General features: G+C 35.7%; 17 protein-coding genes. All 17 read left to right on the top strand.

The genetic code is table 11. The features are described from left to right. Window positions 1-699: 699 nt before the first annotated feature. The 17 genes from ACH2CJ_RS15145 (at window position 700) to ACH2CJ_RS15065 (ending at window position 25,415) form a co-directional block, all read left to right on the top strand. Complete coding sequence (locus tag ACH2CJ_RS15145) at window positions 700-897, top strand: hypothetical protein (protein WP_394993789.1); 198 nt, start codon at window positions 700-702, stop codon at window positions 895-897. A gap of 347 nt (window positions 898-1,244) precedes the next feature. Next, window positions 1,245-2,420, top strand: a complete 1,176-nt coding sequence (locus ACH2CJ_RS15140) for an ATP-binding protein (protein ID WP_394993788.1) — start codon at window positions 1,245-1,247, stop codon at window positions 2,418-2,420. A 596-nt stretch (window positions 2,421-3,016) separates the two neighbouring features. Next, a complete protein-coding gene (locus ACH2CJ_RS15135; protein ID WP_394993787.1) occupies window positions 3,017-3,640 on the top strand; it encodes an RNA polymerase sigma factor in 624 nt (207 codons plus the stop codon). Between the two features lie 58 nt (window positions 3,641-3,698). Further along, window positions 3,699-4,673 carry a FecR family protein gene (locus ACH2CJ_RS15130; RefSeq protein WP_394993786.1) on the top strand — a complete coding sequence of 325 codons (975 nt, stop codon included), beginning with the start codon at window positions 3,699-3,701 and terminating at the stop codon, window positions 4,671-4,673. A gap of 112 nt (window positions 4,674-4,785) precedes the next feature. Next, the gene (locus tag ACH2CJ_RS15125) at window positions 4,786-8,277 is read left to right on the top strand and encodes a SusC/RagA family TonB-linked outer membrane protein (protein ID WP_394993785.1); all 3,492 of its coding nucleotides are present in this window, start codon (window positions 4,786-4,788) and stop codon (window positions 8,275-8,277) included. 11 nt (window positions 8,278-8,288) lie between these two features. Continuing rightward, window positions 8,289-10,088 carry a RagB/SusD family nutrient uptake outer membrane protein gene (locus ACH2CJ_RS15120; RefSeq protein WP_394993784.1) on the top strand — a complete coding sequence of 600 codons (1,800 nt, stop codon included), beginning with the start codon at window positions 8,289-8,291 and terminating at the stop codon, window positions 10,086-10,088. A gap of 112 nt (window positions 10,089-10,200) precedes the next feature. Further along, entirely contained in the window at window positions 10,201-13,047 is a 2,847-nt protein-coding gene (locus ACH2CJ_RS15115; RefSeq protein ID WP_394993783.1) for a SusC/RagA family TonB-linked outer membrane protein, read from the top strand. A 22-nt stretch (window positions 13,048-13,069) separates the two neighbouring features. Continuing rightward, the gene (locus ACH2CJ_RS15110) at window positions 13,070-14,800 is read left to right on the top strand and encodes a RagB/SusD family nutrient uptake outer membrane protein (RefSeq protein WP_394993782.1); all 1,731 of its coding nucleotides are present in this window, start codon (window positions 13,070-13,072) and stop codon (window positions 14,798-14,800) included. A 357-nt stretch (window positions 14,801-15,157) separates the two neighbouring features. Next, a complete protein-coding gene (locus tag ACH2CJ_RS15105) occupies window positions 15,158-16,477 on the top strand; it encodes a Gfo/Idh/MocA family protein (protein WP_394993781.1) in 1,320 nt (439 codons plus the stop codon). Between the two features lie 251 nt (window positions 16,478-16,728). After that, window positions 16,729-18,111 (top strand): choice-of-anchor Q domain-containing protein, encoded by a 1,383-nt coding sequence (locus tag ACH2CJ_RS15100; RefSeq protein WP_394993780.1) that lies wholly within the window; start codon window positions 16,729-16,731, stop codon window positions 18,109-18,111. A gap of 30 nt (window positions 18,112-18,141) precedes the next feature. Continuing rightward, window positions 18,142-19,422 carry a polysaccharide pyruvyl transferase family protein gene (locus ACH2CJ_RS15095; protein ID WP_394993779.1) on the top strand — a complete coding sequence of 427 codons (1,281 nt, stop codon included), beginning with the start codon at window positions 18,142-18,144 and terminating at the stop codon, window positions 19,420-19,422. Between the two features lie 274 nt (window positions 19,423-19,696). Beyond that, window positions 19,697-20,449 carry a ThuA domain-containing protein gene (locus ACH2CJ_RS15090; RefSeq protein WP_394993778.1) on the top strand — a complete coding sequence of 251 codons (753 nt, stop codon included), beginning with the start codon at window positions 19,697-19,699 and terminating at the stop codon, window positions 20,447-20,449. Between the two features lie 406 nt (window positions 20,450-20,855). Next, on the top strand, window positions 20,856-21,455 hold the full coding sequence (locus ACH2CJ_RS15085; protein ID WP_394993777.1) for a sigma factor: 600 nt from the start codon (window positions 20,856-20,858) through the stop codon (window positions 21,453-21,455). After that, window positions 21,400-21,630, top strand: a complete 231-nt coding sequence (locus ACH2CJ_RS15080; protein WP_394993776.1) for a transposase family protein — start codon at window positions 21,400-21,402, stop codon at window positions 21,628-21,630. Before ACH2CJ_RS15085 ends, ACH2CJ_RS15080 begins: the two co-directional genes overlap by 56 nt. Beyond that, window positions 21,587-22,234, top strand: a complete 648-nt coding sequence (locus ACH2CJ_RS15075; protein ID WP_394993775.1) for an ISAs1 family transposase — start codon at window positions 21,587-21,589, stop codon at window positions 22,232-22,234. The genes ACH2CJ_RS15080 and ACH2CJ_RS15075 overlap by 44 nt, the downstream gene beginning before the upstream one ends. Window positions 22,235-22,554: 320 nt before the next feature. Next, a complete protein-coding gene (locus tag ACH2CJ_RS15070) occupies window positions 22,555-23,673 on the top strand; it encodes a formylglycine-generating enzyme family protein (protein ID WP_394993774.1) in 1,119 nt (372 codons plus the stop codon). Between the two features lie 26 nt (window positions 23,674-23,699). Continuing rightward, window positions 23,700-25,415 carry an arylsulfatase gene (locus tag ACH2CJ_RS15065; RefSeq protein WP_394993773.1) on the top strand — a complete coding sequence of 572 codons (1,716 nt, stop codon included), beginning with the start codon at window positions 23,700-23,702 and terminating at the stop codon, window positions 25,413-25,415. Window positions 25,416-25,609 lie beyond the last annotated feature (194 nt).

The raw sequence follows: 25,609 nt of genomic DNA, 5'->3' as shown, positions 1-25,609 counted from the left end.
TATTATCAATGAATGCCTTAAAAGCCGCTTGGAAAAAACTCCAAGTTATTAAAGCTGATAATACTCTACTAAATCAGTGTGCGTAACTAAAGTTAGTAATAAAAATTGGACAAATAATCTGCAAAAAAATGTATTTTTATCGTAAAAACGAGAAATTTGGTGTAAATAAAATCTCCTTTCTATGATACGTATTGCTTCAAATCAAAGTTATCAATAACAATTATTTACTATTCCAACAGCCTCTATTATCATCCGAGTAAATGATATTTCGGTCAATCTTAGTGAGCAACACAATGGTTCAATCATGGCATAATATGAAATGTTTTTGTTTGAAAGACATATTTTTATTGCTGTTATTGAACAAATCAGCAATAACCGATTTAAAGTTGATGGAATAAAAGTCAAGCCAGAAATTTTGTTAAATGTTCGATAGATTATCGCTGTTAGTGGTTTCAAAGGCGAATCTGCTTTTGTAGAATCATAGCAAGCCACAATAAATCTAATCAAACATACTTGGAAGGGAAGTGGAAAATTAAACTACGAATAGTCGCAAATTTGCATCAATATTTATTGAAGTTGAAAAATCAGTTTAGCCTTTATAGCTTTGAAAAACTGATTTTGTTTAAGAGTTATTATTTGCAGTTTGAAATTGAGTTATTTAAGAAATTACCAAAGCCGTGCTGAACAGTTATAGTTTCGGTGGAACAACTTTGTGGAATACTCAGAATAGGGGAGAGGGAATTCGAACGCTTTTTTGATTTCAAACGCTACATTCTACAACAAGCTCAAAAAGAACAGGCTATATATGACTCAGGTTTTGAGTTTAAAGAAAAAAAGCAAGGAAAAAGGTTATTGCTTTACAGTTTTTTTCAAAAAAAATGTTTCAGAAAATCATAAGTGCAAAATTTGCACTTATGATTTCAACTTTCTTTTTTCTACGAAAGTGTATGCTTTTTCTACACATAGTGTAAGAGGGTTTTTAAGGTTTTTTCTCGTAAAAAATGAAACTTTTTTGACTTATTTTAACGAAGAGTAACAAAGTTAAAATTTATGACAAATGATATGAAGATAACTATTTGATATGACGGAATCCGCTCAACAAACCAAAGGGTATATTTGTCGGGTTTCATTGGTAATTGAAAAAGATAGAATCTCACGAGTAATTCTTGAAATCTTAAAAACAATGAATAAATAATCAAATTATTCATGTAAATTGCATTTTTAAAATTCAAATTGCATGATTAATGATAAAGCGAATTCTTGAATCAACGGTTTTAAAATCCTTAGAGTTCTTCCCAGCGGTTGGAATATTAGGCCCAAGGCAAGTAGGCAAAACTACCTTAGTAAAATCCTTGATGAGTCAGTTGAATAAGTCTTCGATCTATTTCGATTTAGAAATTGCCGAAGATTACGAAACACTCGTTAATAATACTACTTGGGTACTTGATAATAACCAAGATAAAACGATTGTGATTGATGAAATTCAACGGTATTTGCCGTTGTTACCACAACTCAGGGGCTTAATTGACCGTAATCGAAAGGCAGGTAGATTTATATTATTAGGCTCGGCATCGCCTGTTTTTTTACAAAAAAGCTCCGAGTCTTTGGCAGGAAGGGTGGCTTATCACGAGCTTTCTCCAATTGGCTATTTAGAAATAATGGAGGCGAATATTACTGAAAATATTCATTGGTTAAGAGGTGGTTTTCCTGATGCTTTACTTGCTCCAACGGATGTGTTTTGGGGGCAATGGCAACAAAATTTCATTAAAACTTATGTCGAGCAAGATTTATCTAATTTAGGAATGTCAAATCAGGCATCATTGACCAATAATTTTTTGAGAATGATTTCGCACATACATGGTTCATTGCTCAATTATTCGATGATTGGAAATTCGCTTGGCTTGGCTCATACCACAGTGCAGCGTTATGTGGATATTCTTGAACAAGCATTTTTGGTTAGAAGACTCGAACCTTGGTTTATAAATATGAGCAAGCGAATTGTAAAAAGCCCCAAAATATATATTCGTGATAGCGGTAATTTGCATTATTTACATAATGTTAGGTCATTTTCTGATTTAACTCAAAACCCAATTGCTGGGGCTTCGTGGGAAGGTTATGTAATAGAGCAAATCATTCAACAGCTAAAAGATGGTATTCAACCTTATTTTTACCGAACTACAAATGGAGCTGAAATGGATTTGGTATTGGTGAAAGGGTTGAAACCAATAGTTTCGATAGAGATAAAGTTATCATTGAAGCCTGCCCTTAAACGTGGCTCGACAGAATCGGTAAATGACTTAATGACCGAACACAATTTTGTAGTAACGCCAGCAGGAGGAAATATGCCACTCAAACCGAGTTGGATACATTGTAATTTGAAAGAAGTTTTAGGACAGTTAGCAGATTTAGACCTTATATGAGTGACAAATTATTTAGTTATTACGCTTGGAAAGAGGGAAATTCAAATACATTCAAACCAAATTGAAGAAAAAGGTTTCGAAGAAATTCAAGAAAAAGTAACCAATTTTTTTGTCCAAAAAACAAAACAACCAAAGTAAATAATTTCCTGAGTTTAAACTATTTTACCACGAACAACTGGAAAAATAATTGATAATAATTATGATTTATTTCAACCAAATATTTATTTCCCAATTATAAAAACAGCCACAGAAAATCTAAAACAAAAAGAGGTAAACCTTGATTTTACAATGCTTGTTTACTCAGATCAAGAAGAAGCATTTAAAATTGGAAAGGTGAAATTTCAAAATAAAGAAAACGATTCTGTTTATTATGCTGATATAGGGTATTTTATCAATAAATAGCAATAATTAGTTTGATATTTTAATAAATATCCATTAAACAAAAATATAAACGGAAAATTATTTATTACTAAACTACTAAAAAATAGTACATATTCTTGAAATTGTTAAACACTAACCATAGATTTGCAAGGTTATACCCGATATAGCGTAGTCTATTTTCGTTTAATTGACATATATCTCAATTAAAGAATAGCATGATAAAAGATAAATTAACACCTACCGAACACGCTGCATTATGGGATAATTTCCGCAGTGGAAGCAAGGATGCTTTCTCTCAACTTTATAAGTTGTTTGCTGCTGACTTGTATAGGTATGGCTATAATTTGGTCAGAAATAAACAATTAGTAGAAGATTGTCTTCACGAGCTTTTTCTTCATTTACATGCTCATCGTAGTCAATTAGGGCCTACTGATAATATTCGTTTTTATATGTATCGTTCGTTGCGACGGCGGTTAACCGATAGTTTAACTAAACTCAATAAGTTTGATTCGGATGATTACATATTCGACAATGCAGAGTTTATGATTGAACCTTACGAAAGCCAAGTAATTGAGGAGCAAACCTTGGAACGCCAAAAGCAAATTGTTATTGCCGAACTAAACAAGCTGCCAAAACGACAAAAGGAAATTTTGTACTTGGTATATATGAAAGGTTTTACCTACCAAGAAGCTTCGGAAGCAATGGACATCACCATGAAAAGTGTTTATAATACAATCAATGTAGCTTTAACTACATTGAAAGGATATTTACAGGAGACATTCAAAAAACAAGGTTTATTGATAGTATTGCTCTTTTTTCAATATTTCTCCAAAAATTAAATCCTAAAAACGGGAAAAACATATACTTCGTCCGTTTATCAAAAAAATGATTACTGAAATGAACTATGCATCTTTCAAAGTGGAAGAATTCTGTAAGGATACTGATTTTATTCGTTGGGTAATTTCCCCTACAGATGAATCTAATCAATTTTGGAATTCCTTTATTGTTGCCAATCCAAATAAATCTAAAGAAATCAATATTGCCACCGAATATATAAAAACTTTTCACTTCCAAGAGTTTGAACCATCAACATACGACCTTACTAAACTTAAACAAAGAATTTTGGAAGATATTGATCAGCCTGTCTTTGTTGTTAATTGGTGGAATCGCCCAACATATTGGGCTGCCGCAGCGGTAGTATTATTGGTGTTTTCGTTTGGAATATTTTGGTGGAATCAGCAACAAACATCGTATCAAACAGCTTATGGGGAAGTCCAAAAAATTAACCTGCCCGATGGTTCGGTTGTAACACTTAACGCAAATTCGACACTTAAATTAGCCCCCAATTTGAAAAATGATGCGATAAGGGAAGTCTGGTTAGATGGAGAAGCTTATTTTGATATTGCAAAACTCAATGGAGCAAAATTTATAGTTCATACACCAGAGGCACAGGTTGAAGTATTGGGTACAGAATTTAATGTTAGTACTCGTCGGAAGCAAACGAAAGTTATTTTGCACGAAGGGAAAGTAAAACTGCATACATCAAATGCACAACCAGTTTTAATGAAACCTGGAGATATGGCTACGGTTTCAGACAAAAACCAACCTATTCAATTAAAAATGATTCAACCCGAACAATATGACGTTTGGAGAGAATCTGTTGTAGTACTTGATGATAGAACCATGTCAGAGATTGTGGAAATGCTGGAAGATACTTATGGAATTGTTATACAATTTGAGAATCCCTTGCTTTTAAACAAAAAACTAACAGGTAAACTAAGTTTAAAACCAACAGATGATTTTGTAGAAAACCTCGCCACAATCTTAGATGTTGAGGTTGAAAAGACTGAAAAAGGTTATATTTTTAAGTAATACTAAAAAAGTTAAAAATTTTCAGAAAAAAGTGATAGAAAAACGGGAAAAGTAAGATAGTTGTCTGTTTGACAGTTGAATGAGCAATAAATCTTAAATTTCCATTTTCACTATGAAAAAAACTCTCCTTCTTTATTTAACATTACTTTTGTTGAGTTTTTGTAAAGTTGAAGAATCTTACGCCCAATTTGCGTTTGCCTCCAATCAGCAAAAAAACCATACAACTCAGCACCCACAAGAGAATGCCAACAGTATTATTTTTTTACTTAATAGGTTAGAAATAGTTCACAAGGTAAACTTTGTCTATCAAAGAGAGCTAATCGAGGGCAAAATGGTGTCTATGCCAATTAATGAAAACGACAAATTGGAAAGCATTTTAAAACGCATTTTGCCTCCAATAAACCTAACTTTTAAGAAATTGAAAGGTGATGGTAGTTACACAATTCTTCCGATTAAGAGTATTAAAACTACGGGTAACCAAATTGAAGAGTCAGTCACAAATGCTGACAATAATAGTTCAGTTGGCTTTTTAGAAAAAAAACCTTTTGATTTAGCTCAATCAACTACAATAATGGCTGTTGTAGAAATTAAAGGTAAAGTAATTGATTCTGAAACAGGCGATGGGCTTCCTGGTGTAAACGTAACTATCAAAGGCACACAAAAAGGCGTTGTTACAGACCCAGCGGGAGTTTTTTCGATAAATATTCCTAACAAAAATGGCATTTTGGTTTTTAGCTACGTTGGTTATGAAGCACAAGAAGTAACAGCAGGCAACCAAACTTTTCTGACTGTTAATCTCAAAACAGATAGCCAAACTTTGAATGAAGTTGTTGTTGTAGGTTTTGGAACGCAGAAAAAAATAAATGCCACGGGAGCTATTTCGTCAATGGGAACAAAAGAACTTGTTCAGTCGCCCGTAGCCAATATCAGTAATTCGTTGGTGGGTCGTTTGCCAGGTTTATTTGCAACGCAATCTGGCGGAGAACCGGGTAATGATGGCTCAAAGATTCGGATTCGTGGCATAGGAACTTTTTCTGGCAATACCGACCCATTAGTTTTAGTTGATGGCGTGCAAGTAGATAATTATAATAACATTGACCCAAACGAAATAGAATCAGTAACGATTTTGAAAGATGCTTCTTCAACGGCGGTTTATGGTATCAGGGGAGCAAATGGCGTATTAATTATCACGACAAAACGAGGAAAGTCAGGCCCGCCAAAAGTTAGTTACACATTCAATCAGGGCTTCAATTCATTTACTGATATGCGTGAGATGATGAATAGTGCTGATTATGCAACGCACTTCAATGATGCCTTAAAGGCCGATGCTTATGTAACGGGGGCTTTATATGCACCCAGATATACACCTGAACAAATAGAATTGTATGCCAATGGTAAAGATCCCGTTTTTTACCCAAATATGAACTGGGCAGACGTAATGTTCAAAAAAACATCAACTCAATCTCAACACAATGTTAATATTAGTGGTGGACAAAATAAAGTAAGATACTTTGTTTCGGCGGGTTTTTTCAACCAAGAGGGTTTGTTTAAAGACACTAAAGATATAGTTGATGGTTTTTCGCCTCAATCGGTTTTTAGAAGATATAATATTCGTTCAAACTTTAATTTTGAGCTAACACAACGCCTAAAAATGACACTCGACCTTTCTTCTCAAACAGAAATTAGAAGTGGAAATAATGGCTCAAGCACTGAGCGAGTAGTTGGAGATGTGTTTCGTGCCAGTCCTTTAAGTACACCAGGTGTAGTTGATGGTAAAGTGGTGAATATTTTTACAGGCTCACAAAACAACCCTTATGCGAGTTTACTTTATCCTAATTTAGCGGGCGGGCTGAAACGTTCTTACCGAAATTACCTCAATGGCAATCTTAGATTTGACTATGACCTTAGTTTTTTAACAAAAGGGCTTTCATCGCACGGCAATGTGGCTATTTCAACTTATAATGACCAAAGTGTTGTCAATACAAAAACATTGATAACTTATTTGGCAGTTAGGCTTCCCGATGGAACAATAAATTATGTGCCATCTACTACCGAAGCTCAATTTGGATTTAACCAAAGTGGAACATACAACCGCCGAATTACCGCTGAATTTGGCTTTGACTACAAAAGAAGTTTCGGGAAAAATAATGTAACAGGGTTACTACTTTATAACCAACAAAAAACCTTTGACCCAGCTTTGGCATTTTTAGTGCCAAAAGGTTATCAGAGTTTTGTGGGGCGGGCTACTTATGATTATGACGGACGTTATTTGGCCGAAGTAAATGTAGGTTATAATGGCACAGAAAACTTTGCACCGGGCAAAAGATTTGGCTTTTTTCCTGCTTATTCATTGGGTTGGGTAGCTTCTCAAGAGAAGTTTTTTCCTAAAAATGGATTTATTAATTTCTTGAAAGTAAGAGGCTCTTATGGTGAAGTTGGTAATGATAATATTGGAGGAACACGTTTTTTGTATAGACCAACCAGTTATTCTTCTTTTGGAAATGTCTATTATTTTGGTAATGTTGGCACAACTTACAGTGGTTTTTCGGGAATTAGAGAAGGTGCAACAGGAAATCCTGATGTAACTTGGGAACGAGCCGTTAAACAAAATATTGGCTTAGAAATGGGACTTTGGAAAGACAAGATAAAGTTTTCAGCTGATGTATTTAGCGAAAACCGAAGTGATATTTTGGCAACACCACAAACCATTTCTTCTATCGTAGGTTTATCACAGCCAGCCAGCAATTTGGGTAAAATGGAGAATAAAGGTTATGAAGGCGAGATTACTTTCATAGACAAGAAAGGTGATTTTGGTTACCGTATTTCGGCAAATTACAGCTTTGCACGAAATAAAGTTCTTTTTAGAGATGAAGTTCCTAATAAATATGAATACCAAAACCGTACAGGTCAGCGACTTGGACAAAACTTTGGATTAATTGTCGAAGGAATTTATAATACTTTAGATGAGGTAAATAGTGCAAGCAGACCAATTTATTCGTATTCAAATAATAAAATACAACCTGGTGATTTTATCTATAAGGATTATAATGGTGATGGCAAAATTGATGACTTTGACCAAGTTCCAATTGGATATTCAAATGTTCCCGAAAAAACATTTGGAGCAACTTTGGGCATGAACTACAAAGGCTTTGATGTATCAGTTTTGTTTCAAGGTGTGGGCAATGTGTCACATTATTATACAAGATTTCAGAGAGGTACGGGTTATGGCCAAGCCCCACCCGAGGGCTCTGCAAGCTATATGAACCAAAGCTGGACACCCGAGAGGTATGCCGCTGGGTTACCAATCAATTTTCCGCGTTTTTCGGTGAGTAGTAATCCTAACGGTGCGGGTTCATCTTTTTGGTTGGCAAATGCCAGTTATATACGTATAAAAAATGCTGAGGTTGGCTATAAAATTAATGCCACTGTTCTCAAGAAGTTTGGTATTAGCTCATGTCGTATATACATAAACGCCAATAACTTGTTTACTTGGAAAAACATGTACCAAGGTATTGACCCCGAAAATACCTCAACTGGTGATACCAATACCGAACCTTATCCACTTGTGCGAACAATTAATACAGGTCTCAATATTAATTTTTAAGAATTTCGACTATGAAAAAAGTATATATACTATTAGTTATTTGTTGCCTAATTTCTTCTTCATGCAACAAAGGTTTTTTAGACAAAGCACCTGGCGTAGATTTAACTGAAAACAATGTTTTTCTTAATAAAGCCAGTTTAGAAATCTTTATGGCAACTATTTATAAGTACAGTGTGCATTCAAACTTTCGGTATAGAACCCAAGGTGATATTCCCTTTTCACAAGTAAATAATACCGATTGTATTCATCCAAGTTCGAGTATTAGCGACGAAGGTGATGCTTCTGAGGCATCATTTGTGAATAATAATAGATGGAATGAAGGCACGGTTCTTCCTGCAAATATTGTAAATGTAGAAGATTTTAGATATTTCATTCGCTGGATAGCCCTTCGTCAAATAAATTTGGTTTTGAAAAGGGCAAATGAAGTTCCAGACGCCGATGAGGCCTACAAAAAACAAGTTATGGGCGAAGTGAAGTTTTTGCGAGCCTTAAATTATATGGAAATGCTCAAACGCTATGGCGGTGTTCCGATTATAGACAAAGTATTTGAGGCAGGCGTAAAGGTAGATATCCAACGAAGTTCGTTTGAAGATTGTGTAAAATTTATCGTGAAAGATATTGATGAGGCTACACCATTTTTACCAATAGCTTATTCTGCATCTCAAACAGGGAGAGTCACTTCTGTGGCAGCATTGGCACTAAAATCAGAGGTATTGCTATATGCAGCCAGCCCTCAATACAATACCGCTACACCTGTATTAAGCATGGAAAATGCTGCTGATAATAAATTAATATGCTATGGAAATGTTGATAATAATCGTTGGAAATTAGCTGCCGACGCAGCAAAAACTGCTTTAGATTTAGCTTTAGCAAATGGTTACGGTTTAATTGATGAACCAGCTAACAGAAACCCGAAAGAATTAGATAATGGAACAGTCGGACCATTAGGCAACTACCGAGTTTCATGGGAAACAAACAATAATAAGGAGGCAATAATGATGTATCAAGGTGGTTCAACAGGGGCGGGAGGTATTACAAACATAGGAAATGCCCCTCTGACATTTTGGAACGCTGCTTGTTTTGGCTCATTTTGGAGTGGCATAAGTGTCCCTTTTAATTTTTACAAAAAATACGAAAAACTTGATGGAACACCTCAGACTTGGGATGCTGCTGGGGGTACTGATTTAATGTCAAAATATGCAGAATTAGACCCAAGATTCAAGCAAACAATGACTTATACAAACTCATATTATACAGCTCGTGACCCTATTGCACAAATTTATAATGGTGGTAAAGATTATGCTAATTGCAAAGGTGGTGTTTGGCTACGAAAATATATTCCAAGAAATGCTACAACTGGAAATTTCGTGATGAATGATATTATATTTCGGGTAAACGAACTGTATCTCAACTATGCAGAGGCATTAAATGAAGCATCGGGGCCAGTGCAAGAAGCTTATGATGCAGTAAATGCAATAAGGACACGTTCGGGAATGCCTAATCTTGCAAAAGGACTTACCAAAGACCAATTCAGACAGCGAGTAAGAAATGAAATTGCTATTGAAATGATTAATGATGACCATCGTTTTTGGGATGTAAAACGTTGGCTAATTGCCGAAGAAGAAGGGGTGATGAAGGGTGTTTTTGAAGGTTTACAAATCACAAGATCAGGTACAACGTCGGCAAATTATAAATATGCTTGGAAACCATATACTTTTGAAACCAGAACATTCAACAAAAACATGTATTTACACCCTTTTCCACAAACCGAAGTGCTAAAAGGGAATTTAATACAAAACCCTGGTTGGTAATTCTCAAGTTTATGGTTTATTTTTTTAACCTGTCTTTTAAATTATTATGAAACTAAAATATACAAAAAAAGTAGCCCTATTTGTACTCCTCAGTTTGCTTATAACCCAATTTTTGAAAGCACAAAAAAGTACAAATCAGAATGCTAAAGGTACGGATACCTTAAAAGTATCTCATCAATCAAACGCAGTAAATATTGGGTTTGGCACTAAGCCACTCAAACATATAACGAGTGCTATTTCAACCGTTCTTGGAAGTGATTTGGAAAAAAACTTTACATTAAATCTTGGTAATTCACTTTATGGCCGGTTAGCAGGTTTGTCTGTTACGCAAGGAGGCTCAGAGCCAGGTGCATCTACTCCGAATCTCTTTGTTCGTGGCGTAAATACATTTGGCGGTGCAAGCAACGCTCCCTTGTATATAATTGATGGTTTTATAAGTAATGGTTCGGGTACAGCTAATGCCTTTATGCAATTAATGCCCGAAGAAATCGAATCTATTTCTATTTTGAAAGATGCCTCAGCTACTGCTATTTATGGAGCAAGAGCTGCAAATGGTGTGATTTTAGTAACAACTAAAACAGGCGGTGAAGGGCCTTTGAAAATCTCATTTACCACCAAACAAGGATTCAATCAAGCACAATATCTTCCTAAGTTTTTGGGAGCATATAATTATAGTGTATTGTATAATGAGGCTCTCAATAATGACGGCCTACAAGCCAAATATACTACGGCAGATTTGGAAGCCTATCAAAATGGCACAGACCCTGTTTTTCATCCTGATGTAAATTGGTACAATGAAGTATTAAGGAAAACTTCACCCGTTTCAAACTACGATTTGACTTTCAATGGGGGAGATAAAAACGTAAGGTATTTTGTCATGCTCAATGCATTGCAAAGTCAAGGATTGTTTAAGAAATTTGGAGATTTAGACGCCGAAAGCTCTAATTCAAAATATGCAAAGTATAACTTTCGTACAAATTTAGATATTTCGTTGAATGCTAATTTATCAGCTGAGTTCAAAATTGCAGGTTCGATAGAGCAAACCGATAATCCTAATAATTATACTACTGGAGGAACTTTTAACACTTTACAAACTTTGCCACCTAATGTCTTTCCGGTGTATAACCCAAATAAAAGCTTTGGTGGGAATGCTTTGTATTCAAATCCAGTAGCAAATTTACTTTCAACGGGTTTTTACAAAAACAATTCTCGTACAATATTATCCTCATTGAAATTTACAGAAAAACTTGATATGATAACCGAAGGGTTGAGTGCTTCGGCAGCTGTATCGATTAATAATTATTTTGAATCAGGATCACGTAAATCTAAACAATATCCAAGGTATTCAATATCGAAAGGCGTATTAGGCGATACACTTTATAGCCCTGTTATCGGGCAACTTACCTCTTTGAGCGGTGCTGAAGAAACACTCGACCAATATCGCAATACTATTATTCAAGCATTTTTGAATTATAAAAGAACCTTTGGTAAAAGTGACGTTTCAGGGATGGTAATGTTCAATACCGATAATATTACTTTTTTTGGTCCAGCATCAGACCCATCTACACCTAGTGCAAATTCAACCGACCCATATAAACACAATAGTGTAGCTGGTCGTTTTACTTATGCTTATGACAGTAAGTATATAGCAGCGTTTTCGGGAAATTATATGGGAACTGAGATTTTTGCTCCAGGTAAAAGATATGGGTTTTTTCCAGCTGCTTCAGTAGGTTGGATTCTATCAAATGAGAAATTTTTCAAACAAAATAAGTCGATAAATTATTTAAAGATAAGAGGTTCTTACGGACTTGTCGGGAATGACATTATTGCATCACAAGGTTTATCTACTCGTTATGCTTATACGCCAACATTTGGTGGTGGTTCTTACTTTTTTGGTACAGGAAATACCGCTGTGGGTGGATTTGCTGAAAATGCTGTTGCCAATCCGAATGTAACCTGGGAGAAAGAAAAAACCTTGAACATAGGAATTGAGGCAACAGTTTTTAAAAACTTCGATGTTTCTTTCGATTATTTTAACCGTGATCGCTATGATATTTTAGTTGCTTCCAATGGTACAACACCTTTGTTTTTAGGTATAGTCACTCCAACCCTTAACCAAGGAAAAACCAATAATAAAGGTTTTGATTTATCATTACGCTATAATAAAAAGATCAGAAATGACCTTCAGTTTTTTGTTGAAACCAATGTTTCATATTCAAAAAACAAAATTGTATTCAATGCTGAGTCCCTTCAATTAAATACAGCCTTATACGCTACAGGGACTTCAATCGGACAACCCTTTGGTTTGAAAGCTGTCGGATTTTACAGCATTGAAGATATTGCTAAAAGAGCAACTGACTTCAGAAGTGTGCCAGGAGTTTTGACCGAAGTGATTAAAGCAGGCGATATTAAATACCAAGATATTGGCGGCCCAGACGGAAAACCAGATGGTATTATTGATGGAAATGACCGAATTGCTATTGGAAATGCTGGTTTGCCTTATTTAGTTGTAGGCTTACATACGGGACTGAAATATAGGGCTTTTGATGCCGATTTCATTTTTCAAGGAGTGACTGGTAATACTGTTTATTTGGGTGGAAATACTTTTCAGGCTTTTCAAGGAAACGGACAAGTTGGACCAATCGCTCTCGGAAGATGGACTCCAGAAACTGCCACCACAGCCGATTATCCAAGGTTATCTTCAAAGGATAACTTAAATAATTATCTGTTTTCATCTTTTTGGCAACGCGACGGTAGTTTCATAAAACTTCGTAGTGCTGAAATTGGCTATACATTACCAGCTATTTTATCGAATAAAGTTAAAATCAAAACCGCCAGAGTTTTTATGAATGGTACAAATCTTTTCTCATTAGATAAGATACCTTATGGTGACCCAGAATCTTTAGCCGGCTATCCTGTAACCAGAACAATAACACTCGGCTTGAAAATCCAATTGTAATTCATTAAAATCTAAGTTTAAAATGAAAAAATATATTTATGTGTTAATCGTTTTTGCACTTGGTACATTTAGTGCCTGCCAAAAACTTGACCGAGAATTTGTAACAACCATTGGAAGAAAGGAAATAGAGCAATCTTTTGGTAATGTTCAATCATTATTAAATGCCATTTATTCTGATATTCCTGATGGTACATTGTATATTGGCGGTGCTGCCATGATGGCATCAGCAACTGATGAAGCCGAATTTACATCCGAAACCAATGCAGTACAAAGCTTTAATTCGGGTAGTTGGAACGCCATCAATAACCCTGATTTAGTTTGGGGCAATTATTATAGAGGCATTCGTAAGGTGAATCAGTTTTTAGTTTCTACAGGTAAAATAAACCTTGACCCTTGGAAACTTGACCCGTCTCCATCTGCACAATCGGTTTATACCACGAACCTTGCATCTATTAAAAGGTGGACTTACGAAGCACGGTTTTTACGAGCATATTTTTATTTTGAATTAGTAAAACGCTATGGTGGTGTTCCGATAATTAACGATGCACTTTCTGTTGACGATGATTTTTCAAACATTCAGCGTAGCTCGTTGAACGAATGTTTGCAATTTATTACAGCCGAGTGCGATTCTGCTGCTGCGAAATTGCCTTTAAATGCTTCAACTCCACCTTATGTAGTTGCCAATGATTTAGGTAGAGTTACCAAATTGACGGCTTTGGCACTAAAAAGCCGTGTTTTATTGTATGCTGCCAGCGAGTTATTCAATAACCCGACTTGGGCAGGAGGATATGCTAATCCAGCATTAATTTCACTGCCTGCTGGCGACCGTGCTGCTCGTTGGAAAGCGGCATCAGATGCCGCAAAAGCTGTGATTGATGCAAGTGCTATACCGACTTTAGGTGCTTATAAAAGTCTTTTTAATACATTTAATAATGCCGAAATTATATTTACCAGAAGTACCGCCGCTGGTAATCAGTTTGAAAAAAATAATTCACCAATTGGCTTTAATTTAGGGCAAAGTGGAAATACGCCGTCTCAAGATTTAGTCGATGCTTATGAAGTTAAAGTAAGTGCAACTTCAGCGGTAAAATTTAATTGGAACGACCCCGAAATGGCAGCTAATCCTTATGCTAATCGTGACCCACGTTTGGCTTTAACAATAGCAACAAATAATACATCTTTTGGTACACCTGCCCGAAACCTTCAAATTTTTACTGGCGGACTTGATGCAAAACCAATAATTAATGCAACAAAAACCGGGTATTATTTGAGAAAATACCAAATTGAAAGTTTGAATCTTTTGAATGGAAATACAGGGGTGCACAGTTGGATTGTTTTCCGCTATCCTGAGATATATCTGAATTTTGCTGAAGCTCTAAACGAATGGAGTCCTGGCAACGCAGATATTAAAAAATATATTGATATTGTTAGAACAAGAACAGGAATTGCAATGCCTCTATTGCCCGCTGATTTGTCACAGGCTGAAACGAGAGAAAGAATTCGTAACGAAAAACGTATTGAATTTGCTTTTGAAGACCACCGCTTTTGGGATGTTCGTAGATGGATGCAAGGCCCTAATTATCTAGGAAAACCATTAATGGGTGTAGAAATTATCAGGAACTCCGATAATACTTTTAAATATACTCCAATCAAGGTTGAAGATCGTACTTTTAGTCCCAAAATGTATTTATATCCAATTCCTCAAAGCGAATTAAATATTGCAAAAGGTTTGGTTCAGAATCCACTTTGGTAAAGTAATATTCAATTTCTTTTTGCTAAAACACATTTACAATCAACAAGTCTAATTATACCATTCCCAATAAAATGAGTATTTTTAATTTATAATAACTCACAAGAAAGTCTCTCGTAAAATGCGTGTGAATATTTGAAAAAATGATGAAATCTACTTTTTCAAATAATCCAGAGGAAGCATTACAAGAGATTGGCGACAAATGTTTGTTTTTTTTAAAAACTCAGTAATTTCTTGCTTTTCAGCAGAGCTTTATAAACCAAATGACTATATTTGAGTACCATATTTGAATAAAAATAGGCAAGTACATTTAGCAAAATAATTGAATATTTTTTTGAATCAACCAAATCAATTAAATCAATGCAAAATCGTCGAGATTTTATCAAACAAACAGCTATTACAAGTGCAGGTGTGCTTACCTCTTCAAACCTATTTGCTTTTCATGGTTCTCCCAACGAAAAAGTAATTTTAGGAATAATGGGAACAAATAGCAGAGGAATGTTTTTGGCTAAAACATTTGCCAAATTACCAAATGTCGAAATTGCTTATATTTGTGACCCAGATGCAAACGTTTTGGCAAAAACAATAGCCGAAATCGAAAAGATGACAGGCAAAAAGCCGCAAGGTTTTAGTGATGTTCGCAAAATGTTGGAGAAAAAAGATTTTGACGGAATGGCAATTGCAGCCCCAGACCATTGGCATACGCCAGCCGCAATTATGGGTTTGCAAGCAGGAAAAAACATTTACGTAGAAAAACCATGTAGTCATAATCCTCATGAAGGAGAAATGTTGGTAGAAGCAACCAATAAATATAAAAAACTGGTGCAAATGGGTAGTCAGCGTCGTACATTTAGTAATGTAAAAGACATGGTTGCAAAATTGCATGGTGGAGCAATCGGACGTGTTTATTTTGCTCGTGGTTGGTATGTCAACAATCGGAAATCTATCGGAAAAGGAAGCTTAGTGGCAGTTCCCCAAAACCTTAATTTTGATTTGTGGCAAGGACCAGCACCTCGCCGAGAATATAAAGATAATCTGGTGCATTATAACTGGCATTGGTTTTGGAATTGGGGAACGGGTGAAGCACTCAATAATGGTACGCACGAATTAGACGTTATTCGTTGGGGTTTAGGAGTAGATTTTCCGACCCAAGTAGTTTCGGGTGGTGGACGTTTTCATTTTCAAGACGATTGGGAAACACCTGATACTCAGACTATTACATATCATTTTCCTAATAACACAGGTTGTACTTGGGAAGGTAGAAGTTGCAATGGTTTCAATTCGGAAGGTAGTGGGAGAGGAGTGATTTTTTACGGAGATAAAGGTACAATCACTTATACAGGAGCAAATAGCTATAAAATATTTGATGGATCAAATAAATTGGTGTCAGAAGTAAAAGACGATACGCCTTTCGACCCAAAAAATGCAGTAAGTCCCACCGAATTGTTGGATGGCCTGCATTTAGCAAATTTTTGTGAGGCAATTAGAGGAAAAGAAACCATTAATGCACCAATTTTGGAAGGACACAAATCAACTTTGCTCCCGCAATTGGGCAATATTTCGTACCGAGTTGGTAGAACGCTCAACTGTGACCCAACAAATGGGCATATTTTGAATGACAAAGAAGCCATGAAACTTTGGTCGAGAGAGTACGAAAAAAATTGGGAAGTAAAAGTATAAGTGGAGTTTTCAATAGACGAACATTGCTTTAATTGCGAGAAAATTGCCAAAGGAATTCAGTTTAAACCCGAAATCCTTTGGCGATTTTCATTAGTATGCACATGTTTACATATTGAAATTTAAAAAAAAATTCGCAGCAACGACAGTTTTCCCTTGATACAGCTACACTGGAAAGAATATAATCAAAAAATAAACGGGAGAAATCTTATTTTAAAATGTTTCATAAACAAATCTAATATTCTCAATTTTACATGAAAAGAAATTTCCAAATAACCCTTTTAGGATTGTCACTTTTTACCACCACCCTTTATGGTTGCGACCAAAAAGAAGTGGTCAATATAAGCGTCATACCACTTCAACCGCCCGTACCGACAGCCTTAGCAAAAAGTTATTATATATCAGATGGAACAGGGTCAGATGCCAATAATGGTCTATCAACTTCGTCTCCATTAAAAACAATAACCGCAGGGCAAAATTTAGTCGCTCCCGGCGATACTGTTTTTATAATGAATGGTAGCTATCTTCCTACCACCACTATTCAACTTTTAAAATCTGGAACGGCCGATAAATACATCACTTACAAAGCTTATAAAGGGCATTCTCCTAAGTTTTTATTTTCGGGTGCTTTTTGGAATGCGGTTTCTATTAACGGTTCTTATATCGTTGTGGAGGGCATTGAGTTTCAAGGAAACAATCAAAATCTGACCTATAACGATGCGTTGGCCTCTTATAATGATAAACTCGGTGGAGGAACCAACAATAGTTTGTACGCAACGTATAACATGAATGGAATTAGTATTGGCGGTCCAAATACCGAGTCAAAATTCCCACATCATATTGTTATACGTAATTGTAAAATACATGATTTTCCTGGTGGCGGATTGAGTTCAATACAAGCAGATTATAACACATTTGAAGGAAATACTATTTATAACAATGCTTGGTATATGATGTATGGTGGCAGTGGAATTAGTATTTTAACACCATTCGATAGTGATTCAAATACTGGATATAAAAATATTGTTCGAAACAATATTTGTTATAATAATAAAACAACTATACCTTGGATTAGCCAACAAAAATTGAGCGATGGGAATGGAATTATCATTGACGTAAATCACCGTCCTTACAACTCTAATGTTACCGATAAAGCATATAAAGGTCGAACTTTAGTTGAAAACAATGTGAGTTTTAATAATGGTGGTTCGGGGATTCACGCTTTTGATGCTGCCCACATTGATATTGTTAACAATACAGCCTATAACAATGCCCAAATTATGCTTACATACGCTGATATTTTTGCCAATACTTGTGAAGATGTAAAAATAGTGAACAATATTATTTACAGCAAAGTTGGAGGGAATTGCAATTCTAACAATAAAAACACGAGTGTAACTTACGATTATAATATTTATTTTGTAGGAAAAGTAGCAATAAAAGGAGCAAACGACAAAGTGATAGACCCTCAATTTGTGACTCTTTCTGCTGATGGTGCGGTGGCTAATTTTTCGGTTAAAGTAGGTAGTCCAGCCATTGATGCAGGTACGAAAAGTATTTTTTCGCCCAAAGATATAAAAGGAGTTACCCGTCCAAAAGGAGCATCGGTAGATTGTGGTGCTTACGAAGTTCAATAATATTTGATAGTATATTTTAGAATTAACTTTATGAAACGCAGACAATTTGTCGAACAAACGAGTCTATTTTCAATAGGCATGTTACTTGCCCCTTATATCGCTAACTCAACGAAAAAGGAGAATCCGACCATATTGTTGGTTTCGGGTTGGCAAGATGTAAATATTGGAGACATCGGACACACACCGGGGTTGCTTCACGTTTTAGAAACCTTTATTCCAAAAGCAACAGTGATTCTTTGGAAAAAGAGTAATGGCGAAGAAGTGAAAAAATTGCTCAATAAAAATTTTCCAAAAGTAAAAATCATATATGGTGGTGTAAATAAAGACAAAGATGTAGATAACCCTGAAATTATGGAGGCTTTCAAAAAAGCTGATTTGATGATTCACGGTTCAGGACCACTTTTGGTAGGAGCTGATAATTTAGCAAGTTGGATGAAACATACCACTAAACCTTTCGGTGTTTTTGGAACAACACTCGAAAAACCAAGTCAGTATCACCAAAGTATTTTGCAGAAAGCGTCTTTTATTTATACCAGAGAAACAAAGTCAATCGAAGATTTGAAAAAAGTTGGTATCGCAGGAAATCATGTGCAGTTTGCTCCCGATGCTACTTTTTTTATGAATATTCGTGATGATAAACGAGGCTTTAGTTTCCTAAAAGAACATGGCTTGGAAGACAAAAAGTTTATTTGTGCCGTTCCACGGTTACGCTATACACCCTACCATAAATTCAATCCAAACAATAACGGTTGGAGTGCTGAAAAAGTAAGACAAGTAGAAGAAACCAACGAAAAATATAAGGAAATCGACCACGCAAAGCTGCGTGATGCCATGATTGCTTGGGTGCGTGAAACAGGAAATAAAGTGCTTGTTTGTCCAGAAATGACTTATGCAGTTGAGCTGATGGATGAATTGCTCATTAATCCATTACCTGAAGACGTAAAACCGTTTATCGTGAAGAGGGGCTATTGGTTGCCCGATGAAGCCGCTTCGATTTATGCAAAAGCTCACACTGTTTTGAGTTTGGAATGTCATTCGCCAATTATAGCAGCCGCTAACGGAACGCCCTGCTTTTATATACGTCAACCTGAAGATACCATCAAAGGTCAAATGTATTACGATTTAGATTTCAAAGATTGGGTTTTTGAAATAGATAATACAACAGGTACACAAATTACCAACCGATTGCGGGAAGTTTGGAAAGACTATGGAAAAGCAAAAGAAAAACTAAAAGTGAGTATGGATAAAGTAGAAAGTATTTATAAGAACCGTACAGCAGTTTTGAAGACAATACTAAACAAAGAAAGCTGAAAGATTTCAACAGGAATAGCCCGATGGGCTTAGATTTTGAGTTATTTGAACAATTTTTAGTCTAAAATTCCTGAAAAAGCTCGCTTTCGGCATTGATATTTGAAAACACTCCCCGTTGAAGGGAAAATTAACGAAGTGAATTGAAATTTTTTAGGTTTTCAAACTCAATAAAAACGCCTTTACATCACCAATTTTCAAAAAAAAGTCGGTGAGTCAAATTTTTGGAACAGAGCAAGTTTAAGATGTTCAACCAATTTACTCAAAAATAGATAAAATGTTTAAGGTAATTAAATTCGGATTATTGCTCATTTTCTTCTGGAACGTAGAAGTAAAAGCACAAGATATTTTAATTGTTGCAGATGAAATACCTGCGATGGAAGTATTAGTCAAAGCATTTAAAAATGCTGAACAGTTGGAGAGTAAAATTATTACTCAAAAAGAAATGCCGGCCTCAATGACTGACTATAAGGCGGTTATAGTGTATATTCATAAAGAATTGTTTGCCGAAGCAGAAGAGAAATTTATAAACTATACTAAAAATGGAGGGCGATTGATTTGTTTACACCATACAATCAGCACTTTTAAGAAGTCTAACAAAGATTGGTTTAGTTTTTTAGGCGTTGAATTACCTAAAAAAGATGTTAAAGAAGGTGGTTATAAGTACGTCGGCGACATCAATATGGAAGTAGTAAATTTAGCTCCTAAACATTTTATTACCACCAACAAAATAAAATATCCTGCAAAAATAGCCTACAAAAGGGAAGGCGAAACAAAGGAGAAACGACTTTCTGGCTTTGAATTACAAAACACCGAAGCATACCTCAATCAGCACAATCTTAGTCCACGAACAATTTTAATGGGTCTTCGTATCAAAGATAAATCAGGCAATATTTGGATGCAAGACAGAGCTGCATGGTACATGCCTGTTGAAAAAGGATGGCTTTTTTATAGCCAACCAGGTCATGCTATTACTGATTTTGAAAACCCAACTTACGTCCAAATAATCATTAACGCAATCATTTATTAATTGAATGGGAATTGAAAACTCCCTCAAATATAAGACGCTTTATATACGAACAAAACACTAATTTAGTGTTTTGTTTTTGTTAGGTGAATTCAATTGTCAAATGCAATTTTCATTTTTTTAGAACAAAGAAATGGAAACCCGATTTATAGCTTTGAAAAAAACTGCGTTCGGCGTATGATTTATGTAGTTCGAGCGGTGCATTAAATGAAACCGAAGGAGACTATATCCATTTTTATTTTGCAATCAAGGCAATCATTCATAAACTAACAGTAGGGGAGACCCCGGATAGTACAAAAATTCAATAAAAAACAAAAAATATTATATTTTGACTAAGGGTATTTTATAAAACAAGCGTCTTGTATATTTGAAGAGGTATTTCTTTGAAATAATTTAGAATCAAAAATCAATGCAGGAGCAATTACCCAAAGACTTTTCTACCCCTAATTCTGAATCTAAACTTTTTATTTTAAAAAATTCTGAAGAACAATCGGATTTGGATGGCAGAAGCTCCGTTTTTTCAGCCGATGAGATTTTTATCAAGCAAGCTTTTAACCAAAGTCCCGAAAAAGGCTGTGAATTATTATTTCGACGTTACCATCGTGCCTTATGCAGCCATGCCGTGCGTTATGTATATTCTAAAGAAATAGCCGAAGATATTGTCAGTGATGTTTTCGCTAAATTTTGGACCAAAAAAGCCTACAATTCTATCAATTCTTCCTATCGTTTTTATCTTTTTCGTTGTGTTCGCAATGAAGCCTATTCTTATCTAAGGTCAGAGTTTAAAGGTTTAGATAGCCTCGATTATACAGAACAAAAAGAAAGTTCCGATAGCCTTCGTCCAGACAATATTACTCAATATGAAGAATCATTCAACCGAGTAAAAGAATTAGTAGAACAGGTTAAACGCATTAAAAAAAGCGATTTAAATATCAAATTAGGAACTTTGCTTGATGAACTGGCAAACTTTCTTTCAAGACGTTCCCGATTTTCGCATAAATCGACGTAAAAAGCATAATTTATTAGATATTTTAGTAATTTCCGGCTGTTCCGTTGTTTGTGGAGCGGATGATTTTGAAGAAATTGCTATGTATGGCGTTCAAAAAGAATCTTTTGTAAAGACCTTTTTGGAATTACCCAATGGTATTCTGTCCCATGATACCGCAGCTGCGGACCGTGTTTAATAGAGTGCTAAAATTTTTAGATAAAGATATTTTTGGGAACTGTCTTTATCGTTGGTCAAAAGAAATTTTATCGACGCTTAATGAGCAATGTACACATATTGGTATTGATGGTAAAGTTCTACGAGCAACTGCAAAATCAGGGTCTAAAAAGTCAGGTCTTTGCTTGCTGACTGCCTGGGCGTCAGACCATGAATTGGTCTTTGGGCAACAAAAAGTGGATACCAAATCTAATGAAAAAACGGCTGTTCGTGAGTTACTCAATAGCCTTGATTTGAAAAACAGTATTGTTACCATTGATGCAATAGCTTGTGAACTCAAAAATGCTGATTTAATCGTTTCTAAACAGGGCTATTATATATTAGCATTAAAGAAAAACAACAAACATATTTACCAACAAGTTAGTGAAAGATTCGCTCAAATAAAGCCCCAACTCATTAAAAATGAGCATATTGACTTCGGAAGTGGACGAATCGAAACCCGTTTTTATCTCAGTGATTTGGCTCGTGAACCCAAGGATTTTAATACCTATATTAGAAACCATTGGAGCATTGAAAATAAATTACATTGCACGGGCGACCCCGTGGAAATTAGATGTCGTTTGTAGAGAGGATTTACAAAGAACAAAAACTGGAAATGCTCCCGAAAACTTAGCCATTATTCGAAAGTTATCGCTTCAATTACTTAATAAAATACCCGATAATGAGAGTATCAAAAATCGAAAAAAAATAGCTGGCTGGAATGACAAATACTTAATCGATTACTTTCTAATATTTAAATGCGTTTAACCTGGTAATTGATGCCATCAATCAGCGTTTAGAAATTCATCAAATCAAACTTTCAGAAAAAGAAATTATGGAATTTAATTCTAAAAAAATTGTGAATAAAAAAGATGTTGGTGTAAATTGGCTGAAATAATTTTTTTATATGAAAAACTTAAAATGGGTTTTATTATTAGTTGTTGCACTTGGTGGAGCTTCATTTTTTTATTTCCAATATAAAGAGAAGCAAAAAGCAGAAGCAATAACTTGTTGCACTACTAAAATACCAAGCAGATTTGCTGCAAAAAGTAAGAATGCAGATTCTACTGCAACAAAAAGTGTTCAAAGTCGAGAAGGAATGGTATGGGTTGAGGGTGGAGTTTTTGAGATGGGTGCTGATAATGAGCAAGGCAGAAGCGACGAACTTCCCAAACACAAAGTTAAACTCAATGGCTTTTATATGGATGCCACAGAAGTTACCAATGAACAATTTACGAAATTTGTAAAAGCCACAGGATATGTTACAACCGCCGAAAAAGATGTAAACTGGGAGGAAATAAAATCAACTTTACCACCTGACACTAAAAAACCAGAGCCTGAAATGCTCAAAGCGGCTTCATTAGTTTTTGTACCCACCCAAAGTGCTGTAAACCTACAAGATTATAGCCAATGGTGGCAATGGACACATGGAGCAGATTGGAAACACCCAAAAGGGCCAAAAAGTAATATCAAAGGCAAAGAGAAATTTCCTGTGGTTCACATCAGTTGGGATGATGCCAACGCCTATTGCAAATGGTCGGGCAAACGTCTCCCCACCGAAGCTGAATGGGAATTTGCCGCAAGAGGAAACCTCAAAAACAATGTTTATGCGTGGGGAAACGAAAACGTGGAAATCGGTAAAAATAAATGCAATTATTGGCAAGGTAGTTTTCCTTATAAAAATGAAACAAAAGATGGTTTTTATAGTGCATCGCCTGTAAAATCATTTGCGGCTAATAAGTATGGTTTGTACGACATGGCGGGCAATGTATGGGAATGGTGTGCAGACCTTTATCACCATGATTACTATACCCAGATTTCTAAAATCGAAGTAATTGAAAACCCAAAAGGCCCCAATAGTAGTTATGACCCAGACGAACCATTGGTGCCGAAAAGAACTATGCGTGGTGGTTCGTTTTTATGCAATGAATCTTATTGTAGCGGATACAGAGTGGCTGCCCGAATGAAAAGTTCACCAGATTCGGGCATGGAACATTTGGGGTTTAGATGTGTAGCCGACAAGTAATTTTTAAGATTTCAATCTTTTTTCTTATGATACATTCAAAAATTAGTATTAAAGTCCTGTGTTTCTTTGCCTTATTAACTTGTCTTTTGTGTGAATATTCAGTAGTAAACGCACAAACCAAAAAGCCAAATGTCATTGTCATCCTGACTGATGACATGGGGTATTCGGATATTGGTTGTTTTGGTTCAGAAATCAAAACGCCAAATATTGACCGTTTAGCAGGTAATGGCTTGCGATTTACTAATTTTTATAATACTGCTCGTTGTAGTCCAACCCGTGCTTCTTTACTCACAGGTTTATATCCGCATCAGGCTGGTATGGGGCATCTTTCAACTGAAAATTATGCAGAAGAAGGCTATAAGAACGATTTGAGTAAAAATTCAGTAACTTTGGCGGAGGTTTTTCAGAAAGCGGGTTATGCAACTTACATGACAGGGAAATGGCATATTGCAAAAGACATGAAACCCAATGGGGATAAAAGTAATTGGCCATTACAGCGAGGTTTTCAGCGTTATTTTGGCACACTAAATGGCTCAGGAAGTTATTATGACCCAGGCACTTTGATAAGTAACAATACCTTTGTTGCTCCAACCAAAGACTTTTATTATACCCGTGCCATTAGTGATACGACTGTAAAAATTATTCAAGAGCATCCAAAGCAAAAACCATTCTTCTTTTATGTAGCCTATACTGCAGCCCATTGGCCGCTTCATGCACCCGAAAGCGACGTGAAAAAGTATAAAGGAATGTACGACAAAGGTTGGGACGTAATGCGTGAGGAACGTTTCAGTAAACTCAAAAAATTAGGAATTATTAGTGATAAATGTGTTCTTACTGCCCGTGGCGTAGATATACCCGCATGGAAAGACGAACCGCTTAAAGATTGGCAGGTAAAACGAATGGAAGTATATGCTGCTATGGTAGATATTATGGATGAGGGTATTGGCAAAATAATTACAGCACTCGAAAAGAAAGGCGAATTAGAAAACACAATTATTTTTTATATGCACGACAACGGTGGCTGTGCCGAACCTGTTGAAACCGATAAACCAACAATTCCGCTTACTGATGTACAAAAAATCTTAAAGCCAATACCCCAAGATGACATCTTTTTGGGTAAAAAACCTGAATATACCCGTGATGGCAAATTCATTCAAAGTGGAAGAGGTGTAATGCCTGGTGATGCCAATTCGTGGTCAACTTATGGCGAAGAATGGGCAAACGTAAGCAATACCCCTTTCAGAGGATATAAACAATATACGCACGAAGGCGGCATAGCTTCACCGTTGATTATTCATTGGCCAAAAGGTATTTTAGCAAAAGGAAAATTAAGAAATCAACCGTCTCATTTGATAGATATTATGGCTACGTGCTTAGCAATAACTGGTGTAGATTATCCAAAGCAGTTCAATGGCAATGTGATACAAGCATTGGAAGGAAAGAGTCTTGTTCCAGCTTTTACTAATCAACCCATTAAGCGTGATTTTATATTTTGGGAACATTCTGCTAATCGAGCTATTCGAGTAGGTGACTGGAAATTGGTTGCTAAAACCCGAAAACAGAAAACATTTGGTGATGCCGACGAAAATGCTTGGGAATTATATGATTTGAAAAACGACCCAACAGAACGGATAAATTTGGCAAGCAAATACCCAGAAAAAACAAAAGATTTAGCTTTAAAATGGGAAACGGAAGCCATCAAAACAAAAGCAAAACCTTGGCCTTGGAAGCCAATGAAATAATTTTTTTGTAAAAAATCAAAAATCATCCTGTTCCAAAAATAGTATTGTCGTTTACAATCACACGGATTTCTAACATTAGACTTCTTGCGAAAGTATTTTAAGTCGAAAAACACCATCTTTTCGGCTACAAATTGAGCAAATTTTTCAACCGTAGCGGTGCTATGCTTTCAAAATTTCCTCAATTTTCGCTTGAA

Source organism: Emticicia sp. (assembly GCF_043780375.1).
Classification (GTDB): Bacteria; Bacteroidota; Bacteroidia; order Cytophagales; family Spirosomataceae; genus Emticicia.
This window is presented reverse-complemented; position numbering and strand designations above follow the sequence as displayed.